Consider the following 19,581-nt stretch of genomic DNA (forward strand, 5'->3'; position numbering starts at 1 on the left):
ATAAAGATAAAAATATACTGGTAAAAAGTAATTTAAAGTGATACAATATTTTAAGTCAGCTTAGAGCAGTGGGGATAGCCCGATTGTTGCCTTTCCGGAAACGGAGAGGAGGTCGATATGAATACTTTAGAAGTTTTAACGCTTTTATTGGTTGTATTTACAGCCTTAACATATATCGATAATCGAAAGAATCGAAAATAACAGACAGGCTATCCACTATGCAACTAGGGGATAGCCTGTAATCTGTTTTTGACAATTATAAGTTTCCGCTTGGTAACTGTTGGATCAACCCATATCCTTCAGTCATCTAAGCTGATTATAAACTAATCTTGCAATTTTTGCAAGTAGGTTTGGGAAAGAGGCAGTAGTTTGCCTCTTTTCTTTAATAGGGAATTTTGACGAAATTCCCTATTAAAGAAAAATCTCTCCGAGGGATCGCACTGTGGCGACTATGTAGATGTCGCTTATGCGACTCGCCACAGGCGAAGAATACTGCAAAGCAGTATTCTTTATTATGATACAAAAGAAGAATGAGGTAAGATTATGATGACACTGGAGAAATTTGAGGAAGCTGCTGAGGCGGTAAAAAAAGTGGTTAACCCTACCAAACTTGTTTACAGCGAATATTTTTCAGCACAAAGTGGCAACAAGGTATACCTTAAACCTGAAAATATGCAGTATACAGGAGCTTATAAGGTAAGAGGAGCTTATTATAAGATAAGCACTCTTTCAGAAGATGATAGAAACAAGGGGCTTATTACCGCTTCTGCAGGAAACCATGCCCAGGGAGTAGCCTATGCAGCTAAACTTTTTGGAGTTAAGGCAATAGTGGTTATGCCTACCACAACCCCTCTTATTAAGGTAAACCGTACCAAATCCTATGGTGCAGAGGTAATTCTCTATGGTGACATCTATGATGAGGCCTGTGCTTATGCACTTAAACTTGCTGAGGAAGATGGAATGACCTTTATTCATCCTTTTGATGATGAGGTAGTTGCTACAGGCCAGGGTACTATAGCAATGGAAATCTTCAAGGAACTTCCGACAGTTGACTATATCCTTGTTCCAATAGGTGGTGGAGGACTTTGTGCAGGAGTATCCACGCTTGCAAAAATGCTTCATCCAAACGTGAAAATAATTGGAGTAGAACCGGCAGGAGCAGCCTGTATGAAAGCATCGCTTGAAGCAGGTAAGGTTATAAGCCTTAATAAAGTAGAGACTATAGCAGATGGTACGGCAGTAAGGACTCCGGGAACCAATGTATTTCCATACATTAAAGAAAATGTTGATGAGATAATTACTGTTGAAGATGAGGAGCTTACCCTTAATTTTCTTGATATGATAGAAAATCATAAGATGGTAGTTGAAAATTCAGGTCTGCTCACAGTTGCTGCAATAAATAAGCTTGGTGTACAGGGTAAGAAGGTGGTTTCCATAATCAGTGGAGGTAATATAGATATAATTACTGTCTCTTCCATGGTTCAGCATGGTCTTAGACAGAGAGGGAGAATATTTACTGTATCTGTACTTCTTCCTGACCGTCCGGGCGAGCTTGCGAGGGTATCCGAGGTAATAGCTGAGCTTAAGGGTAATGTTGTAAGGCTTGAGCATAACCAGTTTGTAAATATAAATAGAAATGCTGCGGTGGAGCTTATAATTACTATGGAAGCTTATGGAATGGAACATAAACAGGAAATAATAGACGGACTTGGTAAAAAGGGGTATAAGCCAAGAGAAGTAAGGGCTAAGGGGAGTCTTAATTAAATTTAAACTGAATTATTGGACAGCTGTAGTCGCAGCTGAAAGCCACATAATTACTGAATTCACAAAAATATGAAATGTTTTCAAACATAATGAAACTACAGCAATAGCCGGAATGTCAGTAAATTGCGAAGGTTGATGATATCAAGTGAAAAATTTCGAAAGGAGTTGTATAAAACTGGACTTTTTAGTTATATTTAGATATTTTGCTATATTTTTATCTGGCTCAATAATTGGCAGCTGTGTAAATATCTGTATTTGCCGAATGCCGGTAAACAGGGCGATAATGTTGAAACCATCACAGTGTATGATATGTGGACATAAACTTAGCCTGATTGACCGGATTCCTATATTTTCATATATTTTTTTAAAAGGAAGATGCAGGTGGTGTAAATGTTCTATATCATTTCAATATCCTATAATTGAAGCAATTAACGGATTGCTCTCTGTATTGATTTTTTTGATAAACGGATTCACTGCAGAGTCCGTTATTTTTTCTTTATTCGCATCAGCACTCATAGTAATTGCAGTTATAGATTGGAAAACATATGAGATTCCAATTAAAGTAAATATTTTTATATTATGCCTTGGAATTTTGAGGATAGTTTTAGATATCAAGCGTTTTCAAATCTATTTTATTGGTTTTTTTGGTATCAGTGCATTATTGCTTGTAATTTATTTTGCTACTGCAGGTAGGGCAATCGGAGGAGGAGATATTAAATTAATGGCTGTAGCAGGTCTTATTCTAGGGTGGCAGCTTATAATATTGGCTTTTTTTATTGGCTGTATATTAGGATCAATAATTCATATTATTCGTATGAGGGCTTTTGGGGAGGGAAAGGTTCTTGCTATGGGACCTTATTTGTCAGCAGGAATACTTATAGCTATGATGTGGGGGAATAATGCTATTGATTGGTATTTAAATGTTTTGTAAGCCTTGTCATAATGATTTTTGTTTAATCTGTATAGTCAAGTTTAAAAACTTTGTATAATTTGCTTATTGCAGATGACAAAGATGGTTAGCTTATCTTGCCTATATGAAAGTTCACTTTCAATATAGGCAAATGCAGCTAACCATTAATATATATGGCAATAAGTAATAAAGAACAGATTAAAGTGCTGTATGAAATGCTTATAAAGAAAGAGTATGACAAAATGCTGGAGCACATTAAAGGGCTTGAAAGGACATGCATAGCAGAAAATAAATCGTAGATAAAAATGTAGTTGTATCTGTTGATGGAAAGAAAATAGCAGAGTATCCCCTTAAAAAAGATGCAAAGTATGAACTTAGCGGCTCTCATTTGGGAACAAATACTCTTGTCATACAGTCGGGGAAAGCATATATTTCTGAAGCAAATTGTCCGGATAAACAATGTATGAAGCAGGGAAAGATAAGTAGGGCAGGAGAAATGCTTGTCTGCCTTCCAAACAGAGTTGTAGTCAAGATAATTGACAATAAAAAGGATGAACCTGTTATAGATGGAGTTTCAGGCTAGGAGGATAGGGTGGCAAAAAGAGTTTCGCTTTATGGAATACTGATAGCACTGGCTTTTATAGCAAGCTATATAGAGGTGCTTATTCCATTTAATTTTCATGTACCGGGTATGAAGCTGGGGCTTGCCAATATAGTTGTACTTATAGCTCTTTATACGGGTGGGGCAAGAGCAGGAATTTCGGTTTCTGTAATTAGGATAGTTTTAGTTGGATTTACTTTTGGCAATCCTTACAGTGCAATTTATGGGCTTTCGGGTGGAATTTTAAGCTTTGTGATTATGCTTATTCTAAAAAAACAGATTTCTTTGGGATAGCTGGAGTCAGTATGGCAGGAGGAGTAGCACACAACATAGGTCAGCTTTTTTGTGCAATGGTACTGTTAAGGCTACCTGCTGTTTTTTCTTATCTTTCTTATCTTATTTTCATTGGTGTTGTTACCGGAATTATGATTGGAATAATTGCCGGAGAAATACTTAAAAGAGTAATCAAAATGAAGAATAATTAATAATCAGTATTGATAATTTTGTTAGGTTACATAAAGTTAAAAGTATAAAAAAATGAATATCAAATGATAAAACTAAAACTAAAAATATGAAAAAAATATAGATAAAATCTTGCTAAATTATAATTGATTCAAACAAAATTTTAAAATTCATTATAAATAGAATAAAATAAAATTAGTGCAAAATATACAAAGAAACTTGACAAAATCAATATTCTGTATTAGTATTATTTGTAAGGTTACAAATTGCAAGAGTTAAACTAAATATAAATTTCTTAAAATTATTCATAAAATATCTTGATAAATATCTTAATTAAGCTATAGGATTATATTTGACAGGAAAGAGGGAGGAAATAAATGCTTATTGCTTCAAAAACAGCAGTACCTAAAGTGAGAAAGCCTCCTTTGGGGAAAAGGATAAAAAAGACTTGGCAGTTATGGATATTTATGCTTCCGGCACTTGTAGGGCTTATAGTGTTCTCATATGTACCTATGTACGGTATTGTTCTTGCGTGGAAAGACTATAGTCCTATAGATGGAATTTTAGGGAGCCGTAATGTAGGCTTTGCCCATTTTACAAGATTTTTCCGTTCACCTTATTTTGTTGATATTATAAGGAACACCATTGTAATAAGCTTATATGGAATGGTAGTGGGTTTTCCGATTCCTATTTTGCTGGCGCTTGGGCTTAACCAAATAAGAAACCTGAAATTCAAAAAGTTTATACAGACAGTGACTTATGCTCCGTATTTTATTTCAACAGTAGTTATGGTAGGAATAATAAACATAGTTTTCGCAGAAAAAGGTTTTGTAAATCAGTTTATTTCCTTATTTGGAGAAGAATCCATACTATTTATGGGAAGTGTTAAGTACTGGAGACATATTTATGTGTGGTCAGGTGTATGGCAGAGCATGGGTTGGAATGCCATAATATATATAGCTGCACTTGCAGGAGTAAGTCCAGAGCTGCATGAAGCGGCTATAATAGATGGTGCAACAAAGTTTCAAAGGATAAAATATATTGACCTGCCATCCATTTCTCCAACAATTGTTATAACACTTATACTTAGTGCGGGCTCAATTATGAGTGTAGGATTTGAAAAAGCCTTTCTTATGCAGAATTCTCTGAATGCAGAAGTATCTGAGATAATTGCTACATATATCTATAAGGTTGGTCTGATTTCAGGAGAATATGGTTTTTCTACAGCTGTAGGCTTATTTAACTCGGTTATAAACTGTATTTTGTTACTAAGTGTTAATAAAATAGCCAAAAAGATGGGGCATAGCTCAATCTGGTAATCAGAGTGGAGGAAATAGAAATGTATATTTTTGGGAAAGCGTTCGCAAAACAAGGAAGGTCAGATAAAATTTTTGATGTGATAAATTATACATTTATGATATTGATTTTACTGATAGTACTATATCCGCTTTATTTTGTGCTGATAGCTTCTTTCAGTTCTCCTAATGAGGTTGCAGCGGGTAAAGTAACATTTTGGACAAAAGGCTTTAACATAAAGGGTTATACAGAGATATTTAAGTTTACGAAAATATGGACAGGCTATTTAAACAGTCTTATATATATGATAGTCGGTACTGCTATAAATCTGATAGCTACCATACCTGCCGCCTTTGCGTTTTCAAGAAAAGAAATGGTTGGTTCAAAGTTTCTGTTATTTTTATTTACATTTACTATGTTTTTTGGAGGAGGTCTTATTCCAAGTTATCTGCTTATACAGTCATTGCATTTATATAACACAATATGGGCACTTACCCTTCCGGGAGCAGTAAGTGTATATAATCTTATTGTAGCAAGGACATTTTTTGAACTTAATATACCAAATGAACTTTATGAAGCTTCTACTGTAGACGGATGTGATTATTTTAAGTATTTTTTCAAGGTGGTACTTCCTATTTCAAAACCGGTAATTGCAGTAATGCTGCTGATTTATGCGGTAGGTCACTGGAACTCATACTTCAGTGCACTTATTTATATAAAAGATAACTGGAAAATGCCTTTACAGGTAGTACTCAGGGAGATACTTATACAATCAACAAGTGTAACTAACTTAAGCAATGCAAGTATGGAAAGGCTTGAAGACCAAAGACAGCTTGCAGAACTTATAAAATACGGGGTAATAATTGTTTCCTCACTGCCGGTGCTTATTATGTATCCTTTTGTACAGAAACACTTTATTAAAGGTATGATGTTGGGGGCTGTAAAGGGTTAAACCTTAAAAATAAATCTATATAAACAGGAGGGAAAGCATGAGAAGAAAATTCAAAATGTTGGCTGTATCTATGGCGATGTTAATGGCACTTACTGCCTGTTCCGGGGGAGGAGGCAAGACGGCTTCAAATGGAGTTAAATCATCTACAGGTGATGAAAAAGTAAGCAGTGCAAAGACAAGCAATACAGGAAGTATGGCAAATGAGGCAGCAAAAGAAGGATTTCCTGTAGTTAAAGATGCTTTAAGCTTTACCGCAGTAGGTTATGGTGAGCCGGGCTGTGGTGAATGGGAAGATTATCCTATTTTTAAGGAAATTGAGAAAAATTGCAATATTGATGTAGATTGGACAACAATAAGTGGTGATGGTGCAGATGAGAAACTTGGTCTTATTCTTTCATCAAATGAACTTCCTGATATGGTATTTTCAGGCCTTAGTACTACTAAGGTAGTAAATTATGCTTCAAAAGGTATAATAAGGCAGATGGAAGATCTTATAGAGGCAGGATACGCACCTAACTTAAAAAAGATACTGGACAAAACTCCTGAGATACGCAAGGCTATAACAATGCCGGATGGACATATTTATGTATTACCTGCAATAAATGAGAATGCCGATCCTGTACCTACAACTACACTTAATATAAACAAAGCATGGTGTGATAAATTAGGTGTGAAACCTGAAGATATTAAAACTGTAGCTGATTTTGAAAATCTTATGAAGCGTTTTGTGGAAGAAGATCCTAATGGAAATGGTGAAAAAGACGAAAAAGGCTTTACATTTGAGCCTACACCTCCTTACCATGTATGGAATGGTGATGCCGATTTCAGTGGAGCATGGGGGATTACCACTGATTGGGATCCTATTATGGTAAAAGAGGATAAGATAGTTTGTGCAGTTACACAGGATGGATATAAGGACTATGTAAAATGGTTTGCAGGTATGTATGAGAAGGGATATATTGACAAAGAAGTATTTACCCACGACCATAATCAGTATATGGCTAAAATAGACAGTGGAAATGTAGGAGCTTATCTTACTAACGGTCCTGTTACTTCTGCAAAGGTTGAATATGTAACTATTCCTCCACTTGAAGGACCTGCAGGAAGACTGTGGGGCTGTGAGGACTTTTCTATAGATAAGGGAAGAGGACTGATAACTACAGCTTGCAAGAACCCTGAAGCAGCTATGCGTTTTATAGACTCTTTCTATGAACCTGTAACTTCTTTGAGATTACAGCATGGAAGTTATTTAAATGAAACAGGTGACGGTAAATTTGAAATTCTTCCTAGTGAGAGCGGAAAAAGCCCACAGGCTCCAGGACCTTATGTAGCTAAAGATAAGTCAAAAGAAGTTGTAGAAAAATATCTTACAAAGACAGAAGACCAGATTAAGGCTGATGAAAGACAGAAATTGTATACTCCACATCTTATGAAGCCTCTTCCTCTTATGAATTATAGCCCTGATGAAGCTAACGAACTGTCAACCTTGTCCACAGATATATCAAAGGTTGTAAATGAGCAGAAAGCAAAATGGTGCACAGGTCAAGGAGATATAGACAAAGAATGGGATGCTTATATAGAATCACTCAATAAGATTGGGCTTGAAAGATATATGGAAATACATAATGCTGCATATTCAAGGTTTTTGAATAGCTGATAAAATTTATAGGATACAAGTGTCAAATACTTTTGACATTATAATCTTTATAGGAATGCTTAGAACAGGCAGAGGATATTTATGAAAAGAAAAAAACTTATAGGTTATGTAAGTACAAAGGATCTTTCTTTTCTAAGTGTATCTGATATAAGAGCACTTGATGTCATAAACTTAGCATTCGGACATATAAGTAACGGGTGCGTAATTTACGCACCCGATTGTTTGCTTGAGGAATATGTGCGAATAAGAAAAGAAAATCCGGAATGTAAAATTATATTATCAATAGGAGGCTGGAGTGCAGGCGGTTTTTCTGAGGCGGCTTCTAGCAAAGATGGTAGAGAAAAATTTGCATCATCTGCTGTGGAAATAGTAAAGCAGTATGAACTTGACGGAATTGATATAGACTGGGAATATCCCTGCATAGCTACAGCGGGAATAGCAGCATCGCCGGATGACAGGGAAAATTTTACAAAGCTTATAAAAACTGCGAGAGAAACACTTACTTCTATGTGTAACAGCGATAAAATGCTTACCATAGCAGCGGGAGCAGGGGAGTATTATATAAACTCGACAAAAATGGGAGAAGTAGCGAAATATTTAGACTATGTACAGCTTATGACCTACGATTTAAGAGGTGGTTATCATATCTGTACAGGACATCACACCAATCTTTTAAATGATAAAAAAGATATTTCACAGACGAGTGCAGAAAATGCAGTGAAATGTTTTGAAAATGCAGGAGTTCCGAGAGAAAAACTTATACTTGGTGCAGCCTATTATTCCAGGATGTGGACAGGAGTACCTGACAGGGAAAATGGTCTTCATCAGATGGCAGAAAGTACAGGAGGTTATGGACCTTCATATGGACAGCTTGTTGGTGAATATATAAATAAAAACGGATATAAAAGATTTTTTGATGAGGAAGCAAGAGCACCTTGGCTGTTTAACGGAGATACATTTATAAGTTATGATGATGAAGAATCCTGCAGGGAAAAAGCAGAATATGTGGTTTGTAATGGACTGGGAGGAATAATGTTTTGGGAATACAGACTTGATGAAACCAGAAGCCTCACAGGTGTTCTAAGAAAAGCTCTTGATACAGTTGATATTGGAGAAAACTTATGAAAGAATGGTTTAAAAAGGCAAAATTAGGCTTATTTATACATTATGGTATATATGCAGTTAAAGGAGTGGCTGAATCATGGTCATTTTATAATGGACAGATTTCATATGAAGATTATATGGCACAGGCAGAAGGATTTACAGCATCAAAACTTGATATGAAAGACTGGGCGGAACTTGCAGTAGCAGCAGGAGCAAAGTATGCGGTATTTACGACTAAGCACCATGACGGCATGGCTCTTTTTGATACAAAATACTCAGAACTTAACATTCTAAAAAAAACACCTGCAAAGAGAGATTTGGTTAGAGAATATGTAGAAGCATTTAGAGAAAGAGATGTTAAAATAGGGCTTTATTACTCTCTTATAGACTGGTCACACCCGGATTATGCAAGTGTGTATCAAGGTGGAATTATACCGGTGGATAAGTCTGCTTGTAATCCTTTCAGTTCTCCTAAAGACGATATGCAGGATGAAGAAAGATGGAACAAGTTCTTAGAATTTGATAGAAATCAGTTACGAGAGCTTTTAACAAACTATGGAAGTGTGGATTTGCTTTGGTTTGACGGTGACTGGGAGAGAAGTGCCGAGCAGTGGGGGCTTCCGGAGTTTAAGGAATATCTGCTTTCGTTTAATAAAGACATTATTATTAACTCAAGGCTTGCAGGTTATGGAGATTATCTTACTCCTGAACAGGGACTGCCGGTAAAAAGACCTAAGGGGACTTGGGAATTTTGTACTACAATAAATGATTCTTGGGGATATCAGCATAAGGACAATCATTATAAAAGTGCAGGGCAGGTAATAAGACTTTTTGTTGATACTATAACAATGGGCGGAAATCTTTTGTTAGATATAGGGCCAAAGGAAGACGGAACTGTAGATGAAAGACAGGTAGAAATACTTAAATCTCTTGGAAATTTTATAAAAGAAAATGAAGAAGCTGTTTATGAAACTAAGGCGGGACTTCCTTATGAATATTTCGCAGGAGGGAGTACGATGTCAGAGGATGAAAAGAATTTATATCTTTTTGTTTATGATATTCCAAGAAATGGAATCTGCATAAAGGGATTGTGTAATAAAATTAAAGATGTTAAGATACTTGAGAATGGTAAAGAGCTTGCACATGATACATATGGAGGTGCTCCATGGTTTAATATACCAGGACTTACATGGATTTTTCTTGAGCCTGCTGATTGTGGAAAATATATGACGGTTTTAAAGGTGGAATTTGATGAAGCTGTTAAGCTGTATGAGGGTGAAGGAGCTGTAATAAGCCATAATGAAGCTTGAGTTTAATATAAAAAGAGGTGAGGGCAATGGCTGAAACAAAGATAACAATGCAAAAAATTGCCGATATGCTTGACATAAGTAAAGTTACCGTTTCAAAGGCACTTAACGGTAAAGAAGGAGTTGGTTCCGAATTAAAGAAAAAAATAATGGAAAAGGCTTTGGAATATGGCTATAAAGCACCTAATTCCGAAAATGATAAAATAGGAGAAGGATATCATATAGCTGTTTTTTGTGCTGCAAAATTTTTGGAAAAGGCAGATGATAATAATTTTTATCCTAATATATACCAAAAAATATCTATAGAATTAACTAGAAGAAATAGTATAGGGACACTTATTTCGGTAAATCAAAAAGAAAATTATCAAGATACGGAAAGACTTTTAAAACTTCATAAATTTGATGGAATAATAGCTCTTGGAATGCTTGGAGAGGAGTTTTTTAATACTGTGCGTAAAACAGGACTTCCGAGAGTATATGTGGATACAGATGATAATTATTCTGATACGCCTATGGTTCTGATTGAAAATATATACAGTGTGTGCAGCATTACTGAACATTTGGTGGCTATGGGACATAGGGAAATCGGTTTTATAGGTTCTGTGAAAGTTACAAAAAGTATCATGGACCGCTATCTAGGCTTTTTTAGGACAATGATGTTAAATGGACTTGAGGTCAAAAAAGAATGGGTACTTGAGGATAGAACACCTGATAATGAAAAAATAGAAATTAAATTTCCTGAAATGCTTCCAACAGCCTTTGTGTGTAACTGTGATGATACTGCATATAGGGTAGTTAAGGAATTAAAGGAAAAAGGATTAAAAGTGCCGGAGGATATTTCTATAGTAAGTTTTGACAATGATATATTTTCTAAGCTTTCAGTGCCACAGTTAACTACAATAGCACCTGATACCAATTATATAGCAAAAAAGGCAGCTGATTTAATAATAAAACAAATTAGAGAGCCGGGGAAAAAGGTGCTTGGTCCTATTTTGGTAAATGGCAAAATAATTTATAGGGAGTCGGTAAGTAAAATATGAAGAATAGTGACTAAAATTAAAAACATACACAAACGACGAAGTTATTTTGCTTGCGATATTTACGAGTTAGGGCTATGCTGTATCTATAAGGCATAAAGAGCATATAGATGAAGTTATACAGGAAAGTGAAAAAAGAATTGTCAGAAGCAATAGTTGAATCTCCAATAATAGCAGCAGTTAAGGATGAGGCTGGTTTGGCAGAAAGCCTTTCCGCAGAATGCAGGCTTATATTCATTTTATATGGAACAGTATGCAGTATTTCTACAATAGTAGAAAAAATAAAATCTAAAGGCAAATTACTCTTGCCTGTCCGGATATGGTTGAAATTATGCCTGGAATAATGCCTGAAATTATAGAAAGGCTTAAGATTGAAATAAAAATTCCAATAATAGCAGGAGGACTGATTTCAGATAAAAAAGATATAATAGCAGCTTTATCAGCGGGTGCAGATGCAGTATCTACTACTAAGACAGCAGAAGGACTAAAAGCTGTAAAAGTCCTGGCTAAAGAGGGAATTAAAACCAATGTAACCCTTATTTTCTCCGCAAATCAGGCACTTCTTGCAGCAGAGGCAGGAGCAAGCTATGTATCACCTTTCCTTGGAAGACTTGATGATATCAATCAGGATGGTGTTACATTGATAGCTGATATAGTGCAGATATTTGAAAACTATGGTTATGAAACTGAAATTATAGCGGCTTCTGTAAGACATCCGATGCATGTGCAGCACTGCGCTTTGGCAGGTGCTGATATTGCCACTGTTCCATATAAGGTAATAATGCAAATGATAAACCATCCACTTACAGCACAGGGAATTGAGAAATTTATAGCTGACTATAAAAAGGTATTTGGTGAATAATTGAATAGTTGTATTTTCAATGTAATAATGATAAAATATGCTTTGGATTATTTGACAACAGGATATACGTTAAAATGTCTGTCGTTTATGGCGTAAATAATCTTAGTATATTTGATAGTGAAAGTTTAGATTTTATGTAAAAAGCCATCTTGCAAATGGTCTGTATCGTTAAATGGTAGAGATATTTGCAAGATGTTTTGATTAAATAATGCATGAGGAGAGTTTTAATGAAAAAGATATCTGTTGTAATAAAAGAAGCAGTAGAAAAGGCTTTTGTTAGTTTAGGTTATGATAAAAAATATGGAATGGTAGGTATCTCAAACCGTCCTGACCTTTGCCAATACCAGTGTAATGGTGCAATGGCAGCGGTTAAGGAGTATAAAAAAGCACCCCTTGATATAGCAAATGAAGTAGCAGATAAACTGCAACTTTCCGAAGAAGGAAAGATATTTGAAAAAATAGAAGCAGTAAATCCGGGATTTATTAATCTTACAATTAAAGACGAATTTTTGGCTGATTATGTAAATGAAATGGGCGAGACCGGAAATTTCGGATATGAAAATGAAGGTGAGCCTAAGAAGATAGTTCTTGACTATGGCGGCCCAAATGTGGCCAAACCTTTACATGTCGGTCATCTTCGCCCTGCTATAATAGGTGAGAGTATTAAGCGCATAGAAAGGTTTGCCGGTAATGAGGTTATAGGAGATGTGCATCTGGGTGACTGGGGACTTCCTATGGGACTTATCATAACCGAAGTTAGACACAGACATCCTGAACTGCCATACTTTGACGAAAGCTTTACAGGGGAATATCCAAAAGAAGCACCATTTACAATAGGTGAGCTTGAGGAAATCTACCCTACAGCCTCAGCGAAGTCAAAGGAAGATGAAGAGTATAGAAATGAGGCTCTTTCTGCTACGGCACTTTTACAGAGTGGAAATAGAGGCTATATGGCACTTTGGAATCATATTTTATCAGTATCTGTGGCAGACCTTAAGAAAAATTATGACAACTTAAATGTAAGTTTTGATCTTTGGAAGAAAGAAAGTGATGCACAAGCCTATATACCAGATATGGTAGAAAAAATGAAGGCTGATGGTTTTGCACATATGAGTGAGGGTGCTTTGGTGGTGGATGTTACAAGAGAAGATGATAAAAAGGAAGTACCTCCTTGCATTATCCTCAAATCAGATGGAGCATCACTTTATAGCACAACTGACCTTGCTACAATAGTAGAAAGAGTTAAGCTTTTTAACCCAACTGATATACTTTATGTGGTTGACAAAAGACAGGAAATGCATTTTGAACAGGTATTCAGAACTGCAAAGAAGACAGAGATTGCACCTGAGAATTTAAACCTTACCTTCTTAGGCTTTGGTACTATGAATGGTAAAGACGGCAAGCCTTTTAAGACAAGAGAAGGTGGAGTTATGAGGCTTGAGAGACTTATTTCTGAGATAACAGAAGAAGTAGAAATAAAAATGTCTGACAGGGACATGGACGAAGAAGTTAAGCATAAGGTCGCCAGACAGGTTGGACTGGCTGCCCTCAAATACGGAGATTTGTCAAATCAGGCAAGTAAGGACTATATATTTGATTTGGACAGATTTGCTTCCTTTGAAGGAAATACAGGTCCATATATCCAGTACACAGTGGTAAGAATTCGCTCAATTCTGGATAAGTTTATAGCAGAAAAGGGTATTACAAAGGCTGAACTGGATAAGTTTTTTGCGGATAAAAAGCTTGTTAAAAGTGTAACAGAGTCAGAGAGAAATCTTGAACTTGTTATAGCGAAGTTCTCTGATATAATAGATTTGGCTGCAACAGAGTTTGCACCACATAAGGTATGTGCATATATTTATGAAGCAGCAAACTGCTTCAGTGCATTTTATCATGAGAACCATATACTTAATGAACAGGATGAGGCTAGAAAATATTCTCTGCTTAAGCTCTCATATATCACAGAGAAGATAATAGTAAAATCCCTTGATTTACTTGGCATAGATGCTCCTGAACGTATGTAAAATGGTGATATAAATGAAAAAAGGAAGAATGATAGTTAAATTACTAATATTTATCTTCATTTTTGAGGCTGTCTTTTATAAGGACAGCCAATTTTTAAATGCTGCCGTATCAGAAGGACAAAATATGGTGAGAGTTGGACTTACAAAGGAATATTTTAATAAGACTTCGATAAACATTGATAATCAGGCTGTTAAAATAGGATTTTCTAAGGAAGATAATTATTATCCAACTGATATATTAAGAGGCGATAGGGGGATAAGTATTTCCAGAGCCTATGGCAGCTATAATGTATATGGAGGAAGCTTTTCTTCTTTTTCTAAGGCTGCTTCGGAAGCTGCAAGTCTTAGGGCTTTCAAAAAGTCTTTAACTGTAGTTCCGGCTTTGGTAGGGCTTGACAGAAATAACAGGGGAGTTTGGAAGCTTTATGATGCCTATTCTGCTGAAAATGTATTGAATACCAATGATGTATATTCGGTGAAATTAAAAAATCACAGCAGTAAATATTTATTGGCTGTTACAATTGGCAGCAGTAAATTTCTTGTAGATGTAAATGAAGCAGGGGCAAACCCTCAGTTTGAGGCTGTAAACAAGGCTGAAGGAGTATCTGTAGATGGGGAAAACAGGTACAGAGGAAGAATTGAGATAGGAACTTACGGAAAAAGTGGGGTAACGCCTGTAAATGTAATAAATCTTGAGGACTATATCAGAGGCTCGGTTCCTATGGAAATGAATCATATCTGGCATATGTCTGCGCTTAAGGCTCAGGCAGTATGTGCAAGAAGTTTTGGGGCAGCAGTTTCGGGTTTTGGTTCTGACAGCGATATAAAAAAAGGATATAAGCTTACCAATACAATTTCTCATCAGTCTTATGGGGGAATGAAGGTTGAAACTAAAGAAACTGATAAAGCAGTAAAGGACACCGAAAATGAATTTGTTACATACAATAATAGGGTTGTAAAAACTACTTATTTTTCGACTTCAGGCGGTTATACAGAGGATTCGGAAAATGTATGGGGAGGTAAAAAGCACTGGCTTAGGGCTGTGCCTGACAGGTATGAAAATAAACCTGAAAAAAAGCCTTGGAAAATAAGTTTTACAAAACACCAACTGTCCAATATGTTAAAAAGCTATGAGACGGCAAAAGGAAATAAGCTTGGAAGCATAGAAGAGATAAAGGTTATAAGACGTTCCAAGTCAGGAAGAGCTATTGTGGTTAAAGTTACCGGAAGTCTTGGAAATATTCTCCTAAAAAAACAGGAGATAAGGAAAGCGTTTAATCTTTTCAGTACAAAAATAAAAATTTATTCTGCTTCTGACTTTGTAAGGAGCTTTAGCAATAGAAATAGAGATGTGGTGAAAGGAGATTTTATTTTTTCAGGAAGCGGCTATGGCCATGGAGTAGGGCTTAGCCAATCTGGTGCAAGAGGTATGGCTGAGGCAGGCTACGGCTATAAAAAAATAATAATGCATTATTTCACAGGGGTTGAAATACATTAAGAAAGCGTAACAAAAAATAATCTGTTACGCTTTTTATGTTGCATTTATTAAATAGTTTCTCCAAAGTCAGATTCAGCATAATCAGAACTGTCATTGGCATTTGGAAGCCTTCTTACTTTAATTTTTTCTATTCTTCTGTGGTCTATGGATTCTATCAGAAAAGAGAGCAAACCATCTGTAATTGCATCTCCTTTTTCCGGTAATCTCTCAAAAAGTTCAATAAGCTTTCCGGCAATAGAATCATAATCATCTGAATTGTATTCGGTACCAAAGAAGTCGTTAAAATCTTCAAGCCTTGTAGAGCCGAGTACCATAAATTCATCCTGATCTAATTGTACTATATCATCAACTTCATCTTCGTCATATTCATCACGAATATCACCCACGATTTCCTCAAGCAAATCTTCAAGAGTAATAAGTCCAACTGCGGAGCCATATTCATCCAATACTACACACATAGAAAGAGAAGCCTTTCTCATTTCTATAAGCAGTTCTGAGGTCTTTTTAAATTCGTAGGTAAAGTTTGCAGGACGAAGAACTGAATCGATCTTAAAATCTTTTTTATCTCCCTTGTAAAAAGCTACGTCTTTCAAGTAAACAATACCAATAATATTATCAACATTTTCCTGATATACAGGAAGCCTTGAATACTTATCTTCTTCAAAAGCTGATAGAAGCTCGTCATACCCTATGTCATCGCTTATAAGGCACATATCAACTCTTGGTACCATTACATCTTTTACAAGTGAGTCACCGAAATCCACCACATTGGTTATCATTTCTTTTTCTTCGTTTTCGATTATACCCTCTTCATGGCTTACCTCCACATAGGTCAGCAGCTCGTTTTCAGTAATTCCGGAAGTATTGATGTCAGGATCGATGCCAAAAAGTTTAAGCAGGGCACCGGAAATAATATTTAGAAGAAAAACTAGTGGTATAAAAATTTTCATTATAACTATAAGTATTGGTGCGTAGGCAAGTGCTATACTCTCTGAGTGCATAGTTGCAATTGTCTTAGGTAATACCTCACCGAATACAAGTATTAAAAGGGTGAGAACACCTGTGCCGATACCTATGTATATATTGCCAAAAACTCTGGCAACAAAGGTTGTTGCAAGGGCAGAAGCAGATATATTTACAATGTTATTACCTATAAGTACTGTGCTGATAAATCTTCTTGAGTCATCAGTAATCTGTGCTACAAGAGCAGCATTTTTAACATTTTCTTCTACCATTGAACGAATTTTAATCTTATTTACAGAAATTATTGCAGTTTCCGCTGATGAGAAAAATCCTGAAAGTAGAATTAGAATAAAAAGCACGATAATATTTATCGCGTCACTGGGGTCCAAATCATCATCTCCTTAGCTGTATAAAATTAATAAAGTGTATAAAAACACCCCTTTATCATATATGAATAGAGGGTTTCTGTCAAGGGGGGGGCAAGGTTTAGGGATTAAAAACAGTGGGTTATTTTGGGGGGTGTATATGTAAAAGTAATATTTTTGTATTGATACTTTACACTATGAAATGTATACTTTAGAATATGTTGGTATTTAATAAGGAGAAGATAATGGAAGTCTGGTATTATGAGGTGGTAAGCATAGATGGCGATTATGCAAATCTGAAGCGAATTGACGTTGAATTAGATGATATTAAGCTTGTAGCAAGGGCTTTACTTCCTTTAGAGATTACAGAAGGCAGTAAGCTTAGATATGAAATGTTTGAATATATATTGGAGCAATGATTATGAATATACAGATTTTTGGAACTAAAAAATGTAACGATACTAAAAAGGCAGAACGTTATTTTAAAGAGCGTGGGATAAAGTATCAGTTTGTGGACATGAAAGAAAAAGGGATGAGTAAGGGAGAATTTACTTCTGTTGCTGAGAAAAATGGTGGAGTGGATAATATGTTAAACTCTGATGCAAAGGATAAGGATGCACTGGCACTTATAAAGAATATTGCAGATGAAGATAAGCTTATAACTATTCTTGAAAATCAACAGGTAATTAAAACTCCAATTGTAAGAAATGGCAAGCAGTCCACTCTTGGCTACAAACCGGAGGTATGGAAGACTTGGGAATAAAGGGAAAGTTAACAAAAGCATAACAAAAGCATAACAAAAGCATAAAAGAATGTTAATATTGTTGTGATTGAAAAAATAAAACTCGATAAAGCACAAATTAGAGCTGCCTTTATATAGTTAAAAGACAGCTCATTACTTTAGAAATCATTGTCATCATCGCTATTTTGCCAACCAGAGTTAAAATGAAGTTCTACGGTGTCTATATCCATAGACATATTGTCGCTTATTCGCATATGAATATCGCCATCTGAGTCGATTCCCATATCGTCAGAAGTTTGATAGATAAAATTATCATCATCATAATTAAAAATAGGATTATACATGTTTTGCCTCCTTTTCTATGTAAAGTTTATGGATAGATTCATAGGTCACGTTTAATTCATTAATCAAGAACTGTATCTCAGGATCGTATGATTTAACATTTACATGAATAATATTGGTTATAAAGCCTTTTATTGCTTCTGTTCCTAAGAGACGTGGGGAAGTAAAAGAAACAAAATCTGTCTCTGGGTATAGGTATAGGTCCCTCATTGCCTCTGCTTTGATAAACTGTTCATTATAAACATTGTGGTGGTTAAGCCTTTCATAATAGGCGTTGCAAGCTTTGATGCTGTCATCTATTGCGTTGTTAAGTAAGTTTAAAACATCTTTATTATACTTTATTGCTTTTGATATAAAAAGAGAAGTGTTATGTTTTTTCTGTTTTATCATTTGCTCAAGTAACATACCGGCATAAGGAAAGATGAATGTATTTTTTTCATTTCTGTAATTGTGTTCTATAGTAAATGGTTCAAAGAAATATGAAAGAGTTGTGTTTGTGCATGATGCGAGGCTATTTATAAATTGGTTGGTATTCTTTGACTGTGGCAGTTTGTATTCATGGGGATGCCACATATATAAATGGGATAGTTTATAAAGCATAGGTACTTCGCGTGCATGCATACAATCCAGCATATCAAAATCTTTATTTTTTATTGCTAAAGACATCAGCCTAAAACGAAGGTCGTCCTTGTCTTTTAACCATATTTCCAAGTTATCTATATATCCGCTATCTCTTCGCTTGATACTTGTTCCGGCACCGAAACAAGCTCCATATTTACCGAAACTCTCGTGATATTCTTGTTTGTTATCGTCTACAAACCAAATATAGTTTGAATCAATCAGATACTTAAGGAAAGGATAATTTCCTGCTTCCAAAGCATAATCAATGACAGTTTTATTATATTCATCGGGATTTAAAACCAACTTATCTTTTCTTTGAATATAGTCTTTCCAGACTTCAGGATTGTTTGAGTGAGCAATGGAGTAGTTGGTTACACGGTTAGATGCTTTTGGGGAAAAATTTCCTGCACTGATGATATCTTCAATAGATACCTCAAGCAGCTCAGCAAAAATAGGAAGATCTTCTATCTGAATCCACTTGTTTCCCTTGCTTATCTGGCATATACGGTTTTGAATGTTTGAAATAGCATCCACATTTACAGAACCATATCGAACTTTTAAATACTCTATACCAAACTGACGAGCACTTTTAAATCTGCTTTCACTTATAAGGTCTGCAATATGCTGACCGATTTCTTTTTTATCTACAGTAAACATTTTTTTACCTCCATTTGAATATTATATATAAATATATAATAAAAAGATATATCTATTTAATATATGTATTTTGTATATAAAATTGTATCACAGATAAATATATGCAAAAAGCATATAATGTAAAAAGTTTAACAAAAGCATAAAAGAATGTTAATATTGTTGTGATTGAAAAAACAACTTTCCTATGATAAAATTGTCATACTAATTTAAAAGGAAGGTAATGATTATGAAGAGATTAGTAAAAAGTTCTGATAGAAGATTATTAGGCGTATGTGGTGGAATTGCAGATTATTTTGATTTAGATCCGAATATTATAAGACTTCTCTGGGTGATTTTTTCTTTACTTGGTGGAAGCGGAGTTTTAGCCTATATCATCGCAGCATTAATAATGCCAAGCAAGTAAGATTTAATTAAGGA

19 protein-coding genes and 1 pseudogene are annotated in these 19,581 nt (G+C 35.4%); 17 read left to right on the forward strand and 3 right to left on the reverse strand.

Features of this window, described 5'->3' with window-relative positions; genetic code table 11:
- Positions 1–543: 543 nt before the first annotated feature.
- From ilvA to ACTTKP_RS00210, 14 genes and pseudogenes are all read left to right on the forward strand, one after another.
- Complete coding sequence (ilvA, locus tag ACTTKP_RS00145) at positions 544–1,764, forward strand: threonine ammonia-lyase (protein ID WP_442551879.1); 1,221 nt, start codon at positions 544–546, stop codon at positions 1,762–1,764.
- Between the two features lie 145 nt (positions 1,765–1,909).
- Entirely contained in the window at positions 1,910–2,695 is a 786-nt protein-coding gene (locus ACTTKP_RS00150; RefSeq protein WP_442551880.1) for a prepilin peptidase, read from the forward strand.
- A gap of 271 nt (positions 2,696–2,966) precedes the next feature.
- Complete coding sequence (locus ACTTKP_RS00155; RefSeq protein WP_442551914.1) at positions 2,967–3,257, forward strand: NusG domain II-containing protein; 291 nt, start codon at positions 2,967–2,969, stop codon at positions 3,255–3,257.
- A 75-nt stretch (positions 3,258–3,332) separates the two neighbouring features.
- Positions 3,333–3,760, forward strand: a pseudogene (locus ACTTKP_RS00160) (Gx transporter family protein).
- A 354-nt stretch (positions 3,761–4,114) separates the two neighbouring features.
- Positions 4,115–5,056, forward strand: coding sequence for an ABC transporter permease (locus tag ACTTKP_RS00165; protein WP_442551881.1), 942 nt, complete (start codon positions 4,115–4,117; stop codon positions 5,054–5,056).
- A gap of 20 nt (positions 5,057–5,076) precedes the next feature.
- On the forward strand, positions 5,077–5,985 hold the full coding sequence (locus ACTTKP_RS00170) for a carbohydrate ABC transporter permease (protein ID WP_442551882.1): 909 nt from the start codon (positions 5,077–5,079) through the stop codon (positions 5,983–5,985).
- 37 nt (positions 5,986–6,022) lie between these two features.
- Positions 6,023–7,642, forward strand: a complete 1,620-nt coding sequence (locus ACTTKP_RS00175) for an extracellular solute-binding protein (RefSeq protein ID WP_442551883.1) — start codon at positions 6,023–6,025, stop codon at positions 7,640–7,642.
- 81 nt (positions 7,643–7,723) lie between these two features.
- Entirely contained in the window at positions 7,724–8,767 is a 1,044-nt protein-coding gene (locus ACTTKP_RS00180; protein ID WP_442551884.1) for a glycoside hydrolase family 18 protein, read from the forward strand.
- On the forward strand, positions 8,764–10,056 hold the full coding sequence (locus tag ACTTKP_RS00185; RefSeq protein WP_442551885.1) for an alpha-L-fucosidase: 1,293 nt from the start codon (positions 8,764–8,766) through the stop codon (positions 10,054–10,056). The genes ACTTKP_RS00180 and ACTTKP_RS00185 overlap by 4 nt, the downstream gene beginning before the upstream one ends.
- 26 nt (positions 10,057–10,082) lie before the next feature.
- Positions 10,083–11,093: a LacI family DNA-binding transcriptional regulator gene (locus ACTTKP_RS00190; protein ID WP_442551886.1), complete on the forward strand. Its 1,011-nt coding sequence runs from the start codon at positions 10,083–10,085 to the stop codon at positions 11,091–11,093.
- Between the two features lie 107 nt (positions 11,094–11,200).
- Positions 11,201–11,434, forward strand: coding sequence for a glycerol-3-phosphate responsive antiterminator (locus tag ACTTKP_RS00195; protein WP_442551887.1), 234 nt, complete (start codon positions 11,201–11,203; stop codon positions 11,432–11,434).
- Positions 11,434–11,952, forward strand: coding sequence for a transaldolase family protein (locus ACTTKP_RS00200; RefSeq protein WP_442551915.1), 519 nt, complete (start codon positions 11,434–11,436; stop codon positions 11,950–11,952). Before ACTTKP_RS00195 ends, ACTTKP_RS00200 begins: the two co-directional genes overlap by 1 nt.
- A 227-nt stretch (positions 11,953–12,179) precedes the next feature.
- Positions 12,180–13,976, forward strand: coding sequence for an arginine--tRNA ligase (gene argS / locus ACTTKP_RS00205; protein WP_442551888.1), 1,797 nt, complete (start codon positions 12,180–12,182; stop codon positions 13,974–13,976).
- Positions 13,977–13,989: 13 nt separating this feature from the next.
- Positions 13,990–15,474: a SpoIID/LytB domain-containing protein gene (locus ACTTKP_RS00210; RefSeq protein WP_442551889.1), complete on the forward strand. Its 1,485-nt coding sequence runs from the start codon at positions 13,990–13,992 to the stop codon at positions 15,472–15,474.
- Positions 15,475–15,521: 47 nt separating this feature from the next.
- Here the strand turns inward: ACTTKP_RS00210 and ACTTKP_RS00215 are convergent, their stop codons facing one another.
- Positions 15,522–16,826 carry a hemolysin family protein gene (locus tag ACTTKP_RS00215; protein ID WP_442551890.1) on the reverse strand — a complete coding sequence of 435 codons (1,305 nt, stop codon included), beginning with the start codon at positions 16,824–16,826 and terminating at the stop codon, positions 15,522–15,524.
- Positions 16,827–17,047: 221 nt separating this feature from the next.
- Here ACTTKP_RS00215 and ACTTKP_RS00220 point away from each other — a divergent pair, with 221 nt between their 5' ends.
- Together ACTTKP_RS00220 and ACTTKP_RS00225 are read left to right on the forward strand one after the other, a co-directional pair.
- The gene (locus ACTTKP_RS00220) at positions 17,048–17,221 is read left to right on the forward strand and encodes a chorismate--pyruvate lyase (protein ID WP_442551891.1); all 174 of its coding nucleotides are present in this window, start codon (positions 17,048–17,050) and stop codon (positions 17,219–17,221) included.
- Between the two features lie 2 nt (positions 17,222–17,223).
- Positions 17,224–17,565 (forward strand): arsenate reductase family protein, encoded by a 342-nt coding sequence (locus tag ACTTKP_RS00225; protein WP_442551892.1) that lies wholly within the window; start codon positions 17,224–17,226, stop codon positions 17,563–17,565.
- Positions 17,566–17,702: 137 nt separating this feature from the next.
- On the opposite strand, the gene ACTTKP_RS00230 is transcribed toward ACTTKP_RS00225, so the two are convergent.
- On the reverse strand, positions 17,703–17,888 hold the full coding sequence (locus ACTTKP_RS00230) for a hypothetical protein (protein ID WP_442551893.1): 186 nt from the start codon (positions 17,886–17,888) through the stop codon (positions 17,703–17,705).
- Positions 17,881–19,164, reverse strand: a complete 1,284-nt coding sequence (locus ACTTKP_RS00235; protein WP_442551894.1) for a hypothetical protein — start codon at positions 19,162–19,164, stop codon at positions 17,881–17,883. The genes ACTTKP_RS00230 and ACTTKP_RS00235 overlap by 8 nt, the downstream gene beginning before the upstream one ends.
- 226 nt (positions 19,165–19,390) lie before the next feature.
- On the opposite strand from ACTTKP_RS00235, the gene ACTTKP_RS00240 reads away from it, so the two are divergent.
- Entirely contained in the window at positions 19,391–19,567 is a 177-nt protein-coding gene (locus ACTTKP_RS00240) for a PspC domain-containing protein (RefSeq protein ID WP_442551895.1), read from the forward strand.
- Positions 19,568–19,581 lie beyond the last annotated feature (14 nt).

Origin of the sequence: Catonella sp. (assembly GCF_052169795.1) — a bacterium.
Classification (GTDB): Bacteria; Bacillota; Clostridia; order Lachnospirales; family Lachnospiraceae; genus Catonella.